The sequence below is a fragment of the Flavobacterium sp. LHD-85 genome (assembly GCF_030929595.1).
Classification (GTDB): domain Bacteria; phylum Bacteroidota; class Bacteroidia; order Flavobacteriales; family Flavobacteriaceae; genus Flavobacterium.
This window is the reverse complement of the sequence record NZ_JAVFVR010000009.1, coordinates 142,581-159,921: the sequence shown is the minus strand read 5'-3', so window position 1 is coordinate 159,921 and position 17,341 is coordinate 142,581. Positions and strand designations below refer to the sequence as shown.

Below are 17,341 nucleotides of genomic sequence, written 5' to 3'. Positions count from 1 at the left end.
TAATAGTTCGTAGACTATTTTGAACCGAATACAAAGCATTTCTATTTTACAAATTCTATAACTTTCATTCAGTCAACTGGAAAACTTTAAGCAGTAATCAGGATGGAAGCTTATTATTTAATCTATAAAACGAATCAAATTATGGGCAATTATCTGAAACCAAACTGGATTACATTTAAGGGAAGTATAAATAACTTTTATAATGATTATCGTCCAGCAATTGGTCCAGACGGAAATGCTATAGTGTTTGAACGAACCTCATACAATCCTGAAATGAGAACGTTGACCACTAAGCTATTTATTGTTGATGATTTAAATATGCCTTCTCCACATCTTTTTCTTAGCGATTGCGATTCTCTTCAACAAACTAGACCTGCTTGGACTGGTGATAATATAGCTTTAAATTTAGCATATGAAAACAAAATATCTGTTTGGACAGTTGATGCTAATGGAAATAACCTAAAACAGATTGAAAATACAAATGACTGTATTTATCCGCAATGGGACATTAATCTGCCATTTGAAGGTTTAGTTGTCATGAATCTAAAGCAGCCTACACAACCCATGAGTACATTATTTAGTCTTAACGGAACTATTATTATCGATAATATGAACGGTATAGATACCAATGGCAATAAAATGTTCGGTGGTATGCCTGCGGTTTCCCCAAACAATGTAACATCAATAGCATTTGCTGGACAGCCTCCATTTGTAGACGATCCCCATTATAATCAGAATAAAAACTATATTTTTATTAATATTGAAACAGAAGAAGGATTTGTATCTGTACCCATGGAAAGTTCAGCAAATTTAATTTCTTTCGATAAATCTTTTCAAGGACGAGCGCCTGCCGTTTCCCCAGACGGAAACTATATTGCTTTTGAGAGTAATCGAGATGGCTGTTACGCTCTCTATCTGTATAATTTTAATAAGCCTGAAAATGGTTCTATTTGTCTGACGGATCCAACAGGAAATCTCAATTCACAGCATCCTAAATTTTTTCCTGATGGCAGACGCCTCATTTTTAGTGCGGTACCTTCTGGATATACTCATAGCTGTATTGCTTGGATTGATATTTCTGAGTATCTATAATGTTTTTTCTTGAATTCATTAGATATGATGAGATAATAACCATCGGAAAAAAAATAAACTAGTGAAAACAAAGATCTGTTGAGGGTTCAAACTTTTTAACTAACTTTTAGAAGTTTGATAAACAACAAAGTAAAAAATATTTCATTTTTTTTTAATTGAAAAAGCTTGCAAATGCAAAATCTAGCCGTATATTTGCACTCGCAATCACAAACGATAGCAACCTAGTAAAATAGGGCGATTAGCTCAGCTGGTTCAGAGCACCTCGTTTACACCGAGGGGGTCGGGGGTTCGAACCCCTCATCGCCCACAAAGTTTTTTATAAAAAAAACACTTGCAAATATAAAATCTAGATGTATATTTGCACTCGCTATCAGAAACGATAGCAACCTAATAAAATAGGGCGATTAGCTCAGCTGGTTCAGAGCACCTCGTTTACACCGAGGGGGTCGGGGGTTCGAACCCCTCATCGCCCACAAAACTCCTTAAGCAATTAAGGATTTTTTTTTTTTTTAATTTCCTGAATGTAATAAATTATAATTTACACTCAGTTTTTGGGGAGATACTCAAGCGGCCAACGAGGGCAGACTGTAAATCTGCTGTGTGAACTTCGCAGGTTCGAATCCTGCTCTCCCCACGAAAGAAACAAAAAGCCTGTAAATCGAAAGACTTACAGGCTTTTTTCTTTTGTAAATTTTTATTCAAATTCAATTCAATTAAGCAACATTGTTGATTCTATAGTCGTAAATGCTATCGCAAATAGATTTCAATTTTAGCACTACTTGTTTTATTATTATGTAACAAATTGAACAAAATGATACATATACTAAATCAATTATAGATTTAGATTAAAGAAACAAAATAATAAAACTACAGAAGCATGAATTTATCGCAATGGCTCATTTTTATCCTGATTGTTCAAATTATCCATGGATTTTCTACTTGGAAACTTTATATAAAAGCGGGAAGAAAACCCATAGAGTCATTTATTCCAATTTATAATTTGGTTGTAATGATGAAAATTGTAAAACGTCCTCTTTGGTGGGTTTTATTGCTTTTTATCCCGATAATTAATCTATTAATGATTCCCGTAGTTTGGATTGAATTCATTAGAAGTTTTGGGAAAAACTCCACAAAAGACACTCTGTTGGTTTTAGTAACATTTGGCTTCTATATTGCTTTTTTAAACTACATTTCAAAAGATATATCTTATGTTGAAAACAGAGATTTAAGACCAAAATCTAAAACAGAAGACACCATAGGATCTCTTGTATTTGCAATTATCGTTGCCACATTGGTTCATACATACATTATTCAACCCTTTACAATTCCATCATCATCATTAGAAAAAACATTATATACTGGAGATTTTTTGTTTGTGAGCAAAATTAATTTTGGAGCACGAGCACCTATGACTTCAATTGCATTACCTATGGTACATGATTCTATTCCTAGTGTTGGTTTAAAATCTTATTTATTTAATGATGATTTTACTAAAAAGGAAACTTCATTACTAAACATGTTTCAATTGCCATATTTTAGATTTCCTGCACTCGAAGAAATCAAACGTAATGAAATTGTGGTTTTTAATCAACCCGCAGATACTTTGCGAAATATGGATAATTTTAATCCAGATCGAAACTATTACAAACCTATTGATAAAAAAACAAACTTAGTTAAGAGATGTGTTGGAATAGCTGGGGACTCTTTAGAAATTCGTGATGGAAATATTTATATTAACGGTAAATTATCGGTGCTACCAAAAAGTGCAAAAGCTCAATATAACTTTTTAATTGATACTAAAGGACAGGCTATAAGCCAAGACGAACTTAGGTCTATATATGGGGCCAGAGAAGGATTAAAATATGATAATGGCTATTTTGCACTAACTAATTCAGGAGAATATTTTTTAACATTAACAGATAAGGAAGCGAAATTATTAGCTAGCAATCCTGTTGTAAAAAGTGTTAAAAAACAATTGACACCAAAAGGAGAAGATGGAAATGTATTTCCTCACATTTCATCATTAGGCTGGAACATTGATAATTTTGGACCTATCTACATCCCTAAAAAGGGGGCAACTATTAAATTAGATTTCAAATCACTTCCTTTTTATAAACGAATTATCGAGGAATACGAACATAATACTTTAAAAATCAACGATAATAATATTCTAATAAATGGTAAAATAAGCGACACTTATACTTTTAAGCAAGACTATTATTGGATGATGGGAGACAACCGTCATAATTCTTTAGACGCAAGGTTTTGGGGATATGTTCCTTTTGATCATGTAGTTGGCAAGCCCGTTTTTATATGGTTGAGCTTGGAGAAGGATGGTAAAGGCTTTAATAAAATAAGATGGAATCGAGTTTTTTCTTTTGTTAATGGCGATGATAAACCTAAATCTTGTTTAATACATTTCTTGATATTAGCAATTATTGGTGTTGGTATAAACAAATTAATTAGGAACAGAAGAAAAGAATAGATCTTTTAAATACTAGAAAAAGTTATTAGATCTTAAAAAAATGTGTAGACAATCATTTACTACACTTCTTAATCTTATAAGGAGTGTAGTTTATACTTCCACACAAAATTTCTTTATCTCTTATTTTATAAAAAAGATTTTTCCCTTTTAAACTAAGTTCTGTTCGTAAGACATCATATTTATCTCCTCCAATCAAACGAAACGTAACAACATAAAATCCAGTCGATTCTTTTGGTTTAATAATTTTTTTTAATGAAGATGGTTTATCAATATTTTTATCATAAAAAGGCTCTAGGTTTTTCAATCCATAATTAAACAAAGGTATTTTTTGAATAGTCATCGTGTCGGGCGGAATTAATGTTTTGTAATATTTCCCTGGCAAACCTGGAATTTCATAAGAATCTAAGGGAAATTTAAGTTTCAATTCAACTGAATCATCTGTTTCATTGATTATTCGAGTCCAAAACACAGCATAAACGTATTCGTTCCCTTTAGGGTCAATATATTTTATTCCGCCTTTTGGGAGACTATTTTGCACTATTAAGCTTTTGCCGTTAGAATCAGTATATTCATATTTAGTATAAATGCTTTTGTCGTTACTGTTAGCTGATTTTTTGTTCTTTTCGATGGTTTTTTCCGTATTTGAAATACTTTTCGGCCCTGATTCACTGCCTTGCTTACAGGATAAGAAAATCATAGTTATTAATACTAATATTGTTGTTGTTTTATTCATCATTTTCTGTAAATAATAAATTAATATCTATAAGCAATTTAAAAAATATTTAAGCTCAATACATTAACCTTTTTAATATAAACGAAATCTTCTATAGCAAAAACAGTTAGAAATGTTAAGCTTATGATTTTGAAGAAAGCTAAAAGCATAAAAAAGACCCTATTTTGATACTTTAAAGTCTTAATAAGCAAAAAGATACATTCAATTCATTTTTAATTTTGTAACTCCAATAAATTAAAAAAATATTGTTATGACCGAATTGACTATATCTGATTCTCTATTAATAAAAAACTACATAGAAGGTAACGAAGAAGCACTCTCAAAATTAATCAACAGACATAAATCTCGCATATATGGTTTTATATACTCAAAGATTAAGGATACAGATATTGCAAACGATATTTTTCAAGATACGTTTGTTAAAGTAATTAAGACACTCAAAAACAACTCTTATAAGGAAGAAGACAAATTTGTTTCTTGGGTTATGAGAATTTCTCACAATTTGATTATGGATCATTTTCGTAAAATAAAACGAATGCCAATACAAAGAAACAATGATGAGTTTTCCATTTTTTCTATTCTATCTGATAATTCTCCAAATATTGAAAACAGAATAATCATAGATCAGCTTCAAATTGATCTTAAAGAACTTATAGAAGAGCTTGCTTATGACCAAAAAGAAATATTGATAATGCGAATATATTGCAATATGAGTTTTAAAGAAATAGCTGAGGAGAAAGAAATTAGTATAAATACCGCATTGGGAAGAATGCGCTATGCATTGAATAATTTGCGAAAAATTATCGAAAGAAATAATATTTCATTGACATAAAAAACATTTCGTATCAGAATATTAAATGCTATAAACAGAAAAGAGGCTTTTGAGGTCTCTTTTTGTTATAAATCAACTAAATATAGTGGATATCTTCGGAAAAACTAAATTGTTCATCTTTAAACATAGCCTAAAAAAAACAAAAAATAGGTAAAGGTTAAGTCTGAAATTTTAAGATCAAAACTTTAACGATAAAGCGAAATACTTTTACAATTTATAAACGTGGAAATACTTAAAATACAAGCTGATTCTTTAATTTATTTTGTTTAGGTGAGATATTCAAGCTGAAATAGGAAGTCTCAAAAAACTTGAGAAAATATGCTGTTTTTAAATTTCCTACTAACGGCTTTCTCGAATGGATGCTTTAGAATATTTGAAAGCTAAAATGTCACACAAAAATATATTCGCAAAAATTAGTTGTGGAATATAAATCCTTAGAGATTTACTTTTATAAATTCTATTATTTATAAAATTCACCATAATTTTCTTTTATAGCTTTCAAATATTCTTGGATATAAACATCTAAAAAGCCACTTTGTTTTAAAAACTCCATTGGGTCTTTAATATTCAATATTTCTTCTATTGCCTTTTGTTTGTCTTTTTGCTTATTAAAATAAGATTCAGTTATTTTATACCCTATCCAATATCCTAAATCATTTGGTCTGTCGTCTTTCTTAGAGGTTCCGTACAACCAGTCTTGATAATCTGTTTTTTTTAATCTAGTCACAAATTCTCGACATAATTTATCTTGGTTTTCTTCTCCATACTTATATTCAACCTTATTTATTAATTCCCCTGAAACAAGTTCACCAATAAAATCTGCACCACCTTCCATCAAACACCATTTTAAGAGCATGTCTTTACCAGTTATGTTTTGCTGATAATGTATAAGTTCGTGTGCAATTAAACCCGAAATTCCGTCTAGATTTTGAAGTTTTTCTGTTCCTATAACAATTCCCTCTGGTGCGGAAGTTCCACCTGAATTAAATCTTCCGTAAACAAAGTAAATAGGAGGAAATTTAGCCTTGGGGTACCAATACTTCAGTGCACTATAAATTGCCCTAATTCTTTTTTCTTTCGTAGAAATGCCGTTTAAAACATTTCTTGAAAGTTCATAATCTGCTTTTCTTTTCTTTACAACAATATAAAGTGAATCAGCATTTATTATTCTATTCTCAGTAAATGCTTTAACACCTGGCGAACCTTTCTCCATATATTCGGTGAAAGGATTTCCTTTGGATTTTTCCATTTTATCAAAAGCATCCCAAAAGTTTTTTGAATCTTTTGTTTCAAAAACTGCATCTAACGGATTCTCCGAGAAATTGCTTTGTGCAAAGACTATATTTTGAATAAAAATTAGGATAAGAATGACAAGCTTTTGCTTCATATTGTTTGTTTTAAATTACCAAGTTTTTCACAACTATTTCTAAAATTAAAAACATTAGAAAAATATTCTTCCTGTTTATCTTCTATAATTAATAAACTATTAAAGTAAGTTATTTCAAATCGCTCACTTTCTAAAAACAGATATTTTAGTTTATAATTATACTTTAGTTCATTTTGAATAGCAGTAATTATATCTAAAGAATTTTCTTCATCAATTTTAAACCATTCATCAATTTCAATTGGTTTGTGAGCACTAAAAAGTACTTCAATAGTATCATTTTTTCTTTTAAAGAGATTCAAGCAGAAATGATAAATCACTTCGTCTGATACTAAAACCGTTTTTTCAGCGAAATGCAAATTATAAGTTATTCTAAAACTCGATTCATTTTCATTCTGAATTCTAATTTTGTTTACTTCGTTTACAAAAATGACTGAGTGTGAAAAAGTATCAAAACTGAGTTTGAAATTTTCTGATAAAATTTTTAAATTTTCAATAATTGTCCCAGACATTACTCTACTTTTTTATATACTAGGCTAATATAATTAAAACTCAGTCACTTTATGTTTTTCAGATATTCTAATTTTATGACAATATCAATGAGAACTTTATTTCAGCAGAATTGTCTCAACGCCACTTTCTAGCCATAAGAATTTCTCTTTTACCTCAGACTTTTCAATTTCATTTTTTAATGATTTTACAGATTGCTTAAAGTGCCACCAACCTTCATAATGTATAGGAATTACAACGCTCGGTTTTAAAAGTTGAGTTGTTACAATTGCTTCTTCGCCATTCATGGTAACTCTTAAATTCTTCTTTAAGTATGGAAATGCTCCTGCTCCTAAATGCAAGATTGCAATGTCTACCTTTTTCTTTTGCGCCAATTCGTGCAACCCTTCAAAAAGTACGGTATCTCCCGAAATATACAAACAGCCGTTGTGCTGACCTTCCCATTCTAAAATAAAACCAATAACCTTGCCCATAACTTTATTCAATCTTTTGATATTGGTATGCTGAGCTGGTATCGCAGTAATTTTTAGATTATTTACTTTTTCAGTTTCAACATTATATTCTTGCCAGTTGTCAAGCCCTATTGTATTGGTGTTTTTCAAACGTTTTACAGCATCTTTTGTAGAGAGAACAGTTAGAACTGTTTGAATAAAAATGCGTCCATTTTTATCTAAATTATCACTGTGATGATCATGGCTTAACAACACCAAATCTATTTTCCCAATTTCTTCAATGGATAGGGAAGGACTGCAATACTTTTTTGAAAATGCCATTGGACTGCTGACATATTGAGGAAAAAATCTATCTTTTTTATCTAAAGTTGGATCAGTTAAAATTTTAAATCCATTTATATTTATCAGCACGCAAGCCGTGTCGATATGTGTAATTGTAACTTCCATTTGTACTTGATTTTAAATTGTTAAAATGTTCATACAAATCTGAGTTTAATAAATGGTCTTCAAATTGACTTTGGTCAAGAAATGCGTTTTCTTATTCGGCTTAAAGTTTCTGGCACGACTCCAATATATGAGGCAAGATATTTTAGCGGAATCTGTTGAATGTATTTAGGCTGTTCCAGTAATAGTCTTTCATATCTTTCTTGTGGCGTCTTGGTTAGAAGATCTAATTCTCTTTTTACTTTTTTATCCAAAAGATACTCTGTTGCGATTCGGCCAAGTTTTTTAGCTGTTTCACATTTTTCGTAAAGACGTTGTAAACTTTCGTATGATATAGAATGCAATCGACAATCTGTTAATGCCTGGATATACACATTGGTTGCGGTTCTATTGTAGAAAGAGTCGTATGCGCAATAAAATGAATTTTTGAAAGCAAAATCAAAAGTAATTTCTTTATCGTTTGCAACCACATAATATCTGACAGCTCCAGTATCAATAAATGATAAATAGTTTTCCAGCTGTCCTTCAGCTAGAATCAGCTCATTTGCCGAAAATGGCCTTGTTTTTATGCAACTTAAAAATTCCGTCAAAGTATCTTCTGGAAAGCCTAGGTCTTCAAAATATTTTATTAATGATGTCATTTTAAATGATTCAGTTTTTATTTTAAGCTAATATACAATCATTCCAACAATTGAAAATACAGAACAAGATGCTGAATTGTTGCAAATATTTAGAAAAAGTTCTAAATTACATTCAATCAAAACTAAAATTATGAAACAGCAAAATGACTGGTCAATAGACGAAATACAAAATGTTTGGCAATTGGTTTCTAAACTTCATGACGGACAAAAATATGGGGGAAGCAATGAAGGCGAAAGAGTGGAATATATCAATCATATAGGAAGTGTTGTTCTTGAAGTTTTAAATGCCAGTCGTTTGACAGATAATATGAATTCTGATCTTGCTATTAAATGTGCAATGTTACATGATTCTATTGAAGATACTCCTTTTGATTTTGAAAGAGTAAATGATTTATTTGGAATTGAAGTAGCTTCTGGAGTCTTGGCATTAACTAAGAATGATGAAATAGAGGATTCTTTAGAAAAAATGCGAGATAGTTTAAATAGAATTAAAAAACAGCCAATAGAAGTTTGGGCTGTAAAAATGGCCGATAGAATATGCAATTTATACGAACCGCCATATTATTGGAATGACAATAAAAAGTTAAAATATATTGAAGAAGCCGAAATTATACATAGCGAACTTAAAGATGGAAATGTCTATTTAGCAGAAAGGTTAAAGACTAAAATTCGAGAGTATAATCGTTTTCTTAGCACTGCTAACCAATTGTAACAACAAAACTCCTCAAATAGATTGAGGAGTTTTTGTTTTAATTTATTTTAAAACATTATCATAGATAGTGTTAAGTAAATTTTGTCTCATTTTTGAATTTCGCTGGTCTAATAAGATAATGATTCCCCAATTTTTGTCTCTGTTATAGCATATAATTGAAGACTGCCCCATAGAATCTCCCGATTTTGAGTAAATTGTATTTTTTTCATCTGTCATGATCCCTAAGCCTAATCCCATTTCTCTTTTTTGATCTTTATAATAGATTTTTTCTGTAAGTAACGCAGCTTTACCAACAGTACTCTTTTCGTTTAAAACAGCTTTTAAATAAAGAATCATATCAGAAGCGTTTGATTTTACTAATCCAGCTGGAGCTGTAATATTCCATTTAAAGAATTCCTGAATTCCGCCATCTGGATTATGGCTCGTCGTGATGTTTTTTACATCAAAATCTTTAGTAAGTGTTCTTTTCATTTTTAATGGCTGAATCATCTTTTCTCTAATAATTTCATCATAACTTTTATTATAAATTTTTTCCAATATTTGACCAAGCAAAGTATAGCCTATTGTTGAATAACGATATTTGCCATAATCTGCTAATTCTGTGCAGTTGTTAATTAACGAAGACAATGTTTCTTGTGTTACGCTGCTTACAGGCTGTTGCGGATTAAGTTCAATCAGTTTTCCGAAATCAATATCAGGCAAACCAGATTGGTGAGAGGCCAAATCTGAAATTTTTATTTTCTTTTGAAGATTTGGATGCAATACATATGCTGTAGGAAGATAAGCGTCTATAAAATCATCTGTTTTAATTTTATTCTCATTAACTGCCTGCGCAATTAAATTAGAAGTCAAAATCTTAGTGATCGAAGCGATTTCGAATATCGAGTTTTTATCTATTTTTGCATCGCTTCTCGAATTCAAGTTCCCGTATGAAGTATAGAATTCTTTTCCATCTTTAATGAAGCCAACACTAATGCCTACATTTGGATTTTTTTGATAATTGTCTTTTACTATAGAATCAATCTTTTTGGCAACATCTTGTCCAAAAGAGATATTACTTATTATTAAAAGTACTGCTAAGATTTTTACTGAAGTTTTCATGGTATCGTTTTTAAGGTTTAAAATTTATTTCGATACAAATCTCCAAAACGAACTATACTTACACGACCGAATAAAAAAAGTCGAACGCATTTTCTTAAAATAAATGGTTCGACTTTTTTTATTATAAGTACGAGTACTTACAATTCCTTGATAATAAGTACTTTGTGCTTAAGTATTTTCCTGTTTTTCTATTTCTAAATTTTCCTTTGTCAGCCTATCCAATTCTTTTAATAAAGTTGGCATTCTAAATTCTCCATGCATGCTTTCCACTTTTTTATAAGCTTCGTCCAGATCAATTCCGATAGAAGTAACATATAACGGTTTCTTGCTGTCTCCTCTAAACAGTGCTTTTTTATTCTTTTCTATAGAAGCAAAATTCGTTTTGGCAACACCAATAATCGGAATTTGTTTATTCAGCTTTTCGTACAAATAACCTCCTAAACCATACTTCTGTTCGTCATTTAAATACACGAAACCATCAACAACTATTGCTTCAATTACAGATAAATCAATTTGGTTTAACAAACTCAAAATACATGGCAATTCTCTTTTATAAAATTCGCCAGGAATATATTCCGCTACATTGTCTATTGTTTCAGAATGAATTTTAAAGTTTTTATCTTCATTCCAATCTGCAAATTCAAGACAAATTGTTTTTGCTTTTTGGTCAAAGTAATAAGTATCAAAAGCTAGGATCATATATTAGTCTATAAAGTATCAAAGTCTAAAAATAGAAAAATAGTGGAGAAACTCTCATCACTGAAGACAATTAATTTAGAAGTTTTCTTTAGCTCTAATTTATCATCATTCAAAAAATCACAAAACTTTAAAATCCAAGCTTTTGAAAAACTCATAAATAGATGTAGTTTAGCTAAAGTATTAAAAGACATTCCTTAAAAGTTATTTAAAAATGAAATGGATCACTAGAGAAAGACCAAAAATAGATAGAATTGCCTGTCCGTGGCTGATTCGAAAATTTGTTGATCCTAAATCTGAGTTCATTTATGTGCCTTTTGATGATGTTATCACGAAAGCCAAAGAGCTAAATGCTATTCCGTTTGATATTCCAAACGTTGAGTTTACGCATTATAATGAAGAATGTACTTTTGATTACATCGTAAAAAGATACGATATAAAAGACCCTGCAGTTAAAATTATCGCAGGAATTGTGCGGGGCGCAGATACCGACAGACACGAAATCGCGAAAGAATCAGCTGGACTTTGGGCTATTTCCGCAGGATTGGCGTATAACGTTAAAGATGATTACGAGCTTTTAGAAAAAGGAATGCTTCTTTACGACGCCTTGTACAGTTGGGCAACACATTTGTATCAGCAAAATCATTTGCAAAATAGTCCATTCGAAAAACTGTTGCATGAAGTTTATAATAAGTTTCTAAAAGACAAAAAAGCATCTGGAAAAACGCCTTTGTGGGTAAAAGATTTGAAAAATATAATTCAAGATCAGATAGATGCTCAGTTTACTTTTGATTTAAAGAAAATTTCAAGTGAACTAGATTTAAACCCGTCCTATTTATCGCGAGAATTTTCAAAACATTTTGAGGATTTAAATTTTGGCGAATATGTTAGAAAACTTCGCATTGAAAAAGCAATCAATCTCATCGAAAATTCCTCACATACATTAACTGAAATAGCTTATATGACTGGCTTTTCAGATCAAAGCCATTTTACCAGAATTTTTAAACTTCACACAGGAAAGAATCCATCTTCTTATAGAAAAAAGTCAAAAAAGTAAACGAGATACAAAAGGTAAATTGGGTTCTATTTTTTGCAAATGTAAGCTTCTAGCTTTGTTTAACTAATCAAAACTAGAAACAATGCCATTTAAACGCGCTTTAATTCTTACCGTATTACTTGCAGGTTTTACAGTTTTCTCACAATCTACTTATCCGAAAATAACCGGATATTTTGGCATAATGCATCCAATAGTCTCGATAAACAAAGATGAAACTACTGTAAATTTCAGAGATTATTATGCTGTAGGCTTTCCTACGGGAATCAATATTTGGAAAAATGAAAAAATCGGATTTTCATTTGAAATGGTTCCCAACATAAAAGACGATCAGGGAACAAGTAAAGTGACCAATTTGTTATTTCATCCTGGAGTTTTGGTGGCTTTAGGAAAAGGGTACACATTTGCAGGAAGAGCAGCTTTTGAAAGTGGCGGACGATATGGTTTTACACCAGTTTTTAATAAAACAATAATCAAAAACAACAGCTGCAGTTATTATGTTGCCATGCCTTTGCCTGTTCGTTTTGGTAACGATCATCCTGCTAGTTTTACGGTAGGTTTTCAGTTTGGAATTGCTTTTTAATCATTTTTAAACTAAAAAACACCTGCAAAGTTAACTGATTATCACTACCTTAGTTATAATCAATTAAAACTAAAGTTTATGAAAACTAAAATGATATGGGCGAACTTGGTTTCACACGATATACATAAAACAATTCAATTTTATGCTGCTCTTGGTTTTAAACAAAACGGACAAGAAACAAAGGAATTAGTAAGTTTTGTTTTTGGAGAGAATGATTTTGTGATTAATTTTTTTGCACCAAAAAGATTAGAAAATGCTATAAAAGGAAAACTATCCAACACGGAAGTAGATAACGAAATTGTGTTTTCTTTGTCTGCCAGTAGTGTAGAGGAGGTAGATCTTTGGTACAATAAAATAAAAGAAATCAACGGAACTATTTTCTCTGAACCTGAGAATTTTGAAATTGGTTATACTTTTGGTTTTTCAGATCCAGACGGGCATAAATTTAATTTTTTATATTGGCCGGGAATGTGATTAATTTCTCTAACAAATTGCCAGCAATCAGTTTTAAAAACCTATTTTTTGAATAGTAATTAATTTTAACTAATGCATTAAACATATTTTTCACTTACGTTTAGCAATAACTCATAATTCATAATTCAAAACTCAATTTAAGGTTCCCAAAGCTCAATTTTATTGCCTTCTGTATCCATAATGTGTACAAACTTGCCATATTCGTACGTTTCAATATCATCAAGAACAGTAACACCGTTTGCTTTCAATTTTTCTAGAAGACCTTCAATGTTCTGAACACGATAATTTACCATAAATTCTTTTTTTGATGGTGAAAAGTATTCGTCTCCTTTCTTAAAAGGACACCATTGTGTTGATTCTATCTGTTCTGGATTATCAATATTTCTAGATTCAAAACTTGAAGATCCCCATTCGTTGATTTCTAATCCTAAATTTTTGGCGTACCATTCTTTCGTTTCTTTCGGATTATCCATAAAAAAGAAAATACCGCCAAGTCCAGTCACTTTTGGTGTTGTTTCGTTTGAATTATTTTCCATAGGTTGGTTTTTAAGGTTATTTTCAAGAATCTAAGATATTAAATATTGCTTGTATTTTTATTCTATTTGCTTTTGAATTATATTTACATAAACGTATTTCAATCTAAATTAAAGCAAAATGAAAACGGAAAGAATCTACAAAATCCTATTTTCTAGCGTATATCCTTTATACATTCAAAAAGTGGAAAAAAAGGGAAGAACAAAAGAAGAATTAGATATTGTAATCAAATGGCTTACAGGATATAGTGATGATCAAATTAAAGAACAAATTGAAAAGAGAGTTGATTTTCAAACGTTCTTTGCCGAAGCTCCAGAACTCAATCCGAATGCTTCTAAAATTACAGGAGTGATTTGTGGCTATCGCGTTGAAGAGATTGAAGATCCATTAATTCAAAAAATGCGATATTTAGACAAACTAATTGATGAAATCGCCAAAGGAAGAAAGATGGAGAAGATTTTAAGAGAATAAAAAAGCTGACTAGACTATAGCTATACAAAAATATTCCGTAGGAATATTTCATTGGTCGAAAGAGAAAATTACGTCTATATTGTGTCCTGTAGGGACACCTGATTTTAATAGAATAAAATTTCAAAAAAATCAATCGTTCCTACGGAACGTATACCCTCTAATTCAATCTAGTTCTACCGATGAGACATTCCTACGGAATGAATTCTTTTAAACTCTCAACAAACCGCGAAATCCTCTCGCAGCATAATACGATTCTGCACCATTGTGATAAACAAAAACGGTATTATATCTAAAATCTGAGAAAATTGCACCGCCTAATTTCCTTATTTCTGGTGGAGTCAAAATCCAGCTTGACGTTTTGGCATCAAATTTCCCTAATTTTTGCAGTTCTTTATATTGCGCTTCGTTTAAGATTTCAACTCCCATTTCTTTCGACATATTTATAGCGCTATCTGCAGGTTTATGTTCTTTTCTTTTTTCTAGCGCTTCATGATCGTAACAAATGCTTCTACGACCTTTCGGACTTTCAGCAGAACAATCTACAAAAAGATATTCATCTGTTTTTTTATCATAACCTATAACGTCAGGCTCGCCTTCAGTTCTCTCCATTTCATCAAGAGACCATAGTTTTGACGGATTAGCTTTTAGTTTAGCTTCAATTTTTGACCAATCTAGATTTTCATGTCGATTTTTATTCTTCTCAAAACGTTTTTCAAGAATGCTTAATAATTCTTCCTGTTCGTTTATTGTCAGTTGTTTTTTCATTTTTTTAAGTTTTTAATTAGAACTGCATCTTCTAGTTTCAGGTCTGAAATACCAAGAAACTACTGTTAGAACAATCAATAATGTTGGCCCAAAAAGTGCTGAAGCGTCATCTTTAACAGCCAAATGTGAAACTACAGCTCCAGACATAGCAAAAAAGAAACCTGCATAAGCCCATTCTTTTAACAAACAGAATTTCGGAATTAAAATTGCGATTACTCCCAAAAGCTTCCAAACGCCTAAAAGAGTTAAAAAATAAAGCGGATATCCTAAATGCTGTATCATTTCTGCTTCTTCTTTTACAGGTATAAGCTGTACAATTCCTGTAGCTGTCATTCCCAAAGCCAGCCATAAAGTGGCGATCCAATAGATAATTTTATTCTTTTTGCTCATGATTTTTATTTTAGTTTAGTTACAATTTCTTCCAATCGGTTGTGTGCCATATTTAAACCTTGTGCAAATGGCAATTTTAATTGCGTCATTCTATGCTCAATCGATTTATAAATAATCTGCATAGTTAGCTTACTGGTATCATCAGTTAGTTTTTCGAATTCTAAAAATTCCAACTGAGGCGCAAAATTGATATTGTCCATTTCAAAAGTGCGCACTATTTTTTGGTTTGGAACAAAATCATGAAAAACCCCATTTGCTTTAAAAACTACATTTCCATTCGGATCGCTGGTTTCGTATTCCCATCCTCCATATTTTTTGCTTTCTAGCTTCAATACTTTTGTGCTCATCCATTGGGCTACAATTTCAGATTCAGTATGAGCTTTAAATAACAATTCTACAGGCAAATTAAATTCTCTCGTGATTACAAGATCTAATCTGTCATCTTCGGCGTGAATTTTTGTTTTCTTTTCCATGCTTTATTTTTTATAGTTTTTCATAATTGATTCTAACTTATTAAAACGATCGTCCCACATTTTTCTGAATGGCTCGATAAACTTGTCAATTTCTTTCATTTTTTCTGGGTTTAAATGATAATAAATTTCTCTTCCGTTTTGTGTTTGATGTAATAGCTCACATTCGTTTAAAATCTGAATATGCTTTGAAATCGTCTGCCTTGACGAATTAAAATTCTCTGCAATTGCCCCAGGCGTCATAGCCTGAATGGCAACTAAACTTAAAATAGCTCTTCGCGTAGGATCGGCTATTGCTTGAAAAACATCTCTTCTAATTTCCATTGTGCAGTTATTTGACTGCAAATATAATGAAGTCATTTGACTGCGCAATATTTTTTTTGATTTTTTTTCAAAAAGAAAACCTTCAAACTTTTCAATTTGAAGGTTTTATGATTTTTAATTTACTTAGAAAAAGCATTTTTAATCCAGTCCAGCAAACTGAAAAGGCTTTGTTTCTTTGAAATTCAAGAGTGAATCGCCTGCATAATTTTCATTGTTAGCAAGACTTAATTTCTTGATTTTTCCTTTTTCGCTAAAATCAATTTTACTGAATTCAACCCAAATCACATTTGGATTCAAAACATTATCAAAATAATAAACTAGATTTTTCTGGTCGGCAACCGTTCTCCAGCGGGTAGAGGAGATGTTTGGCTCTGTTTCTGAGGAAATACCTAACGGAACAGAACAATTTCTAATGACCCCAAAAACACTTGCCAAAGCCGTTCTGGTATTGTCTGTTTTCGGAATAGCATCAATATAATAGGAAGCTCTCACGAAGCGATCTGCAGCACGATTCGTTCCTGGAAGCATAATGGTGCCTGGGATTCCTTTCCAATACGCATTGATGGCCAATTGCTGATCGAAAATAGGTGAATTGGTCATGGTTACATATTTTCTATCATGATGAATAACTAACTTACCGTTTATATATTCGAAAATTGCGTTATCGCCACTCGAGTCAGAAATAGACAGATGCACTGTCGCAAAAATATTCGTTCCCGGAATATGCGAAGAGGTAATGGCAAAAGCGTTTTTTTCTAATGCAGAAACGGTTTCTGCAACGGTAGAAAAATTATCTAAAACATACTGAAGCCATAAGGAAACAGCCAAACCTTTTACTTTTCCGTTTTTTTCAAATGCAGGATATTGCGATTCTACAAGCCACAAAAGATTACCTACAAGACCTTTTTCGTTCATACCGTCAGAAGAAGCAATGTCCCAAGAACTAGTAATCACACTTCCGTATTTAGATTTCCACTTAATCGAACTGGTTCCAACTTCACCAGATCTTTCAATTCCGCGAGGAAAAATCCACAAATTTGCAGGAATTTCTCCGCGCCAATCCATTGAACGCGCAGTAATAATTGTTCCGTTTAAACCTTCATAAACAACTCTCGTACACGGTAAAACAGTTTCGGTTATTAGTAATGTAAAAGCAAGTAGGGCAGGAAGAATTCTGTTTTTTGGTTTCATAAA

Annotated in this window: 21 protein-coding genes and 3 tRNA genes; 11 read left to right on the top strand and 13 right to left on the bottom strand. The window is 31.4% G+C overall.

Annotated features, from left to right (window positions below; genetic code table 11):
• Window positions 1-141: 141 nt before the first annotated feature.
• The 5 genes from RB618_RS15980 to lepB all read left to right on the top strand — a co-directional run bounded on the left by RB618_RS15980 (window position 142) and on the right by lepB (window position 3,577).
• Window positions 142-1,092 (top strand): hypothetical protein, encoded by a 951-nt coding sequence (locus RB618_RS15980; RefSeq protein WP_308069652.1) that lies wholly within the window; start codon window positions 142-144, stop codon window positions 1,090-1,092.
• A 232-nt stretch (window positions 1,093-1,324) separates the two neighbouring features.
• Window positions 1,325-1,399: transfer RNA gene (locus RB618_RS15975), tRNA-Val, on the top strand.
• Between the two features lie 91 nt (window positions 1,400-1,490).
• Window positions 1,491-1,565, top strand: a tRNA-Val gene (locus RB618_RS15970).
• Window positions 1,566-1,645: 80 nt separating this feature from the next.
• Window positions 1,646-1,726, top strand: a tRNA-Tyr gene (locus RB618_RS15965).
• A 243-nt stretch (window positions 1,727-1,969) separates the two neighbouring features.
• Entirely contained in the window at window positions 1,970-3,577 is a 1,608-nt protein-coding gene (lepB, locus tag RB618_RS15960; protein ID WP_308069651.1) for a signal peptidase I, read from the top strand.
• 52 nt (window positions 3,578-3,629) lie between these two features.
• Here lepB and RB618_RS15955 read toward each other — a convergent pair whose 3' ends face one another.
• Window positions 3,630-4,313, bottom strand: coding sequence for a hypothetical protein (locus RB618_RS15955; protein WP_308069650.1), 684 nt, complete (start codon window positions 4,311-4,313; stop codon window positions 3,630-3,632).
• Window positions 4,314-4,560: 247 nt separating this feature from the next.
• Here RB618_RS15955 and RB618_RS15950 point away from each other — a divergent pair, with 247 nt between their 5' ends.
• Window positions 4,561-5,142, top strand: a complete 582-nt coding sequence (locus RB618_RS15950) for a sigma-70 family RNA polymerase sigma factor (RefSeq protein ID WP_308069649.1) — start codon at window positions 4,561-4,563, stop codon at window positions 5,140-5,142.
• Window positions 5,143-5,602: 460 nt separating this feature from the next.
• Here the strand turns inward: RB618_RS15950 and RB618_RS15945 are convergent, their stop codons facing one another.
• From RB618_RS15945 to RB618_RS15930, 4 genes are all read right to left on the bottom strand, one after another.
• Window positions 5,603-6,529, bottom strand: coding sequence for a DUF2268 domain-containing putative Zn-dependent protease (locus RB618_RS15945; protein ID WP_308069648.1), 927 nt, complete (start codon window positions 6,527-6,529; stop codon window positions 5,603-5,605).
• Window positions 6,526-7,038 carry a hypothetical protein gene (locus tag RB618_RS15940; RefSeq protein WP_308069647.1) on the bottom strand — a complete coding sequence of 171 codons (513 nt, stop codon included), beginning with the start codon at window positions 7,036-7,038 and terminating at the stop codon, window positions 6,526-6,528. The genes RB618_RS15945 and RB618_RS15940 overlap by 4 nt, the downstream gene beginning before the upstream one ends.
• A gap of 96 nt (window positions 7,039-7,134) precedes the next feature.
• Window positions 7,135-7,935, bottom strand: a complete 801-nt coding sequence (locus RB618_RS15935) for an MBL fold metallo-hydrolase (RefSeq protein ID WP_308069646.1) — start codon at window positions 7,933-7,935, stop codon at window positions 7,135-7,137.
• Between the two features lie 74 nt (window positions 7,936-8,009).
• Window positions 8,010-8,573 (bottom strand): Crp/Fnr family transcriptional regulator, encoded by a 564-nt coding sequence (locus RB618_RS15930; RefSeq protein ID WP_308069645.1) that lies wholly within the window; start codon window positions 8,571-8,573, stop codon window positions 8,010-8,012.
• Between the two features lie 130 nt (window positions 8,574-8,703).
• Between RB618_RS15930 and RB618_RS15925 the strand changes: the two genes are divergently transcribed.
• Window positions 8,704-9,285 (top strand): HD domain-containing protein, encoded by a 582-nt coding sequence (locus tag RB618_RS15925; protein WP_308069644.1) that lies wholly within the window; start codon window positions 8,704-8,706, stop codon window positions 9,283-9,285.
• 42 nt (window positions 9,286-9,327) lie between these two features.
• On the opposite strand, the gene RB618_RS15920 is transcribed toward RB618_RS15925, so the two are convergent.
• Window positions 9,328-10,386, bottom strand: coding sequence for a serine hydrolase domain-containing protein (locus RB618_RS15920; protein ID WP_308069643.1), 1,059 nt, complete (start codon window positions 10,384-10,386; stop codon window positions 9,328-9,330).
• Window positions 10,387-10,554: 168 nt separating this feature from the next.
• Window positions 10,555-11,085, bottom strand: a complete 531-nt coding sequence (locus RB618_RS15915) for an endonuclease V (protein WP_308069642.1) — start codon at window positions 11,083-11,085, stop codon at window positions 10,555-10,557.
• Between the two features lie 211 nt (window positions 11,086-11,296).
• Between RB618_RS15915 and RB618_RS15910 the strand changes: the two genes are divergently transcribed.
• From RB618_RS15910 to RB618_RS15900, 3 genes are all read left to right on the top strand, one after another.
• Window positions 11,297-12,139: a chromate resistance protein ChrB domain-containing protein gene (locus tag RB618_RS15910; RefSeq protein ID WP_308069641.1), complete on the top strand. Its 843-nt coding sequence runs from the start codon at window positions 11,297-11,299 to the stop codon at window positions 12,137-12,139.
• A gap of 82 nt (window positions 12,140-12,221) precedes the next feature.
• On the top strand, window positions 12,222-12,719 hold the full coding sequence (locus RB618_RS15905) for a hypothetical protein (protein WP_308069640.1): 498 nt from the start codon (window positions 12,222-12,224) through the stop codon (window positions 12,717-12,719).
• Window positions 12,720-12,797: 78 nt separating this feature from the next.
• Window positions 12,798-13,193 (top strand): VOC family protein, encoded by a 396-nt coding sequence (locus RB618_RS15900; protein WP_308069639.1) that lies wholly within the window; start codon window positions 12,798-12,800, stop codon window positions 13,191-13,193.
• Between the two features lie 137 nt (window positions 13,194-13,330).
• Here the strand turns inward: RB618_RS15900 and RB618_RS15895 are convergent, their stop codons facing one another.
• A complete protein-coding gene (locus RB618_RS15895; protein WP_308069638.1) occupies window positions 13,331-13,729 on the bottom strand; it encodes a VOC family protein in 399 nt (132 codons plus the stop codon).
• A gap of 118 nt (window positions 13,730-13,847) precedes the next feature.
• Between RB618_RS15895 and RB618_RS15890 the strand changes: the two genes are divergently transcribed.
• Complete coding sequence (locus RB618_RS15890; RefSeq protein WP_308069637.1) at window positions 13,848-14,198, top strand: DUF2200 domain-containing protein; 351 nt, start codon at window positions 13,848-13,850, stop codon at window positions 14,196-14,198.
• 207 nt (window positions 14,199-14,405) lie between these two features.
• Here the strand turns inward: RB618_RS15890 and RB618_RS15885 are convergent, their stop codons facing one another.
• From RB618_RS15885 to RB618_RS15865, 5 genes are all read right to left on the bottom strand, one after another.
• Window positions 14,406-14,963 carry a DUF4256 domain-containing protein gene (locus RB618_RS15885; RefSeq protein WP_308069636.1) on the bottom strand — a complete coding sequence of 186 codons (558 nt, stop codon included), beginning with the start codon at window positions 14,961-14,963 and terminating at the stop codon, window positions 14,406-14,408.
• A gap of 12 nt (window positions 14,964-14,975) precedes the next feature.
• A complete protein-coding gene (locus tag RB618_RS15880) occupies window positions 14,976-15,353 on the bottom strand; it encodes a DoxX family protein (protein ID WP_308069635.1) in 378 nt (125 codons plus the stop codon).
• A 5-nt stretch (window positions 15,354-15,358) separates the two neighbouring features.
• Entirely contained in the window at window positions 15,359-15,826 is a 468-nt protein-coding gene (locus RB618_RS15875; RefSeq protein WP_308069634.1) for an SRPBCC domain-containing protein, read from the bottom strand.
• A 3-nt stretch (window positions 15,827-15,829) separates the two neighbouring features.
• Complete coding sequence (locus tag RB618_RS15870) at window positions 15,830-16,147, bottom strand: helix-turn-helix transcriptional regulator (protein ID WP_008464153.1); 318 nt, start codon at window positions 16,145-16,147, stop codon at window positions 15,830-15,832.
• A gap of 138 nt (window positions 16,148-16,285) precedes the next feature.
• The gene (locus RB618_RS15865; RefSeq protein WP_308069633.1) at window positions 16,286-17,338 is read right to left on the bottom strand and encodes a linear amide C-N hydrolase; all 1,053 of its coding nucleotides are present in this window, start codon (window positions 17,336-17,338) and stop codon (window positions 16,286-16,288) included.
• Window positions 17,339-17,341 lie beyond the last annotated feature (3 nt).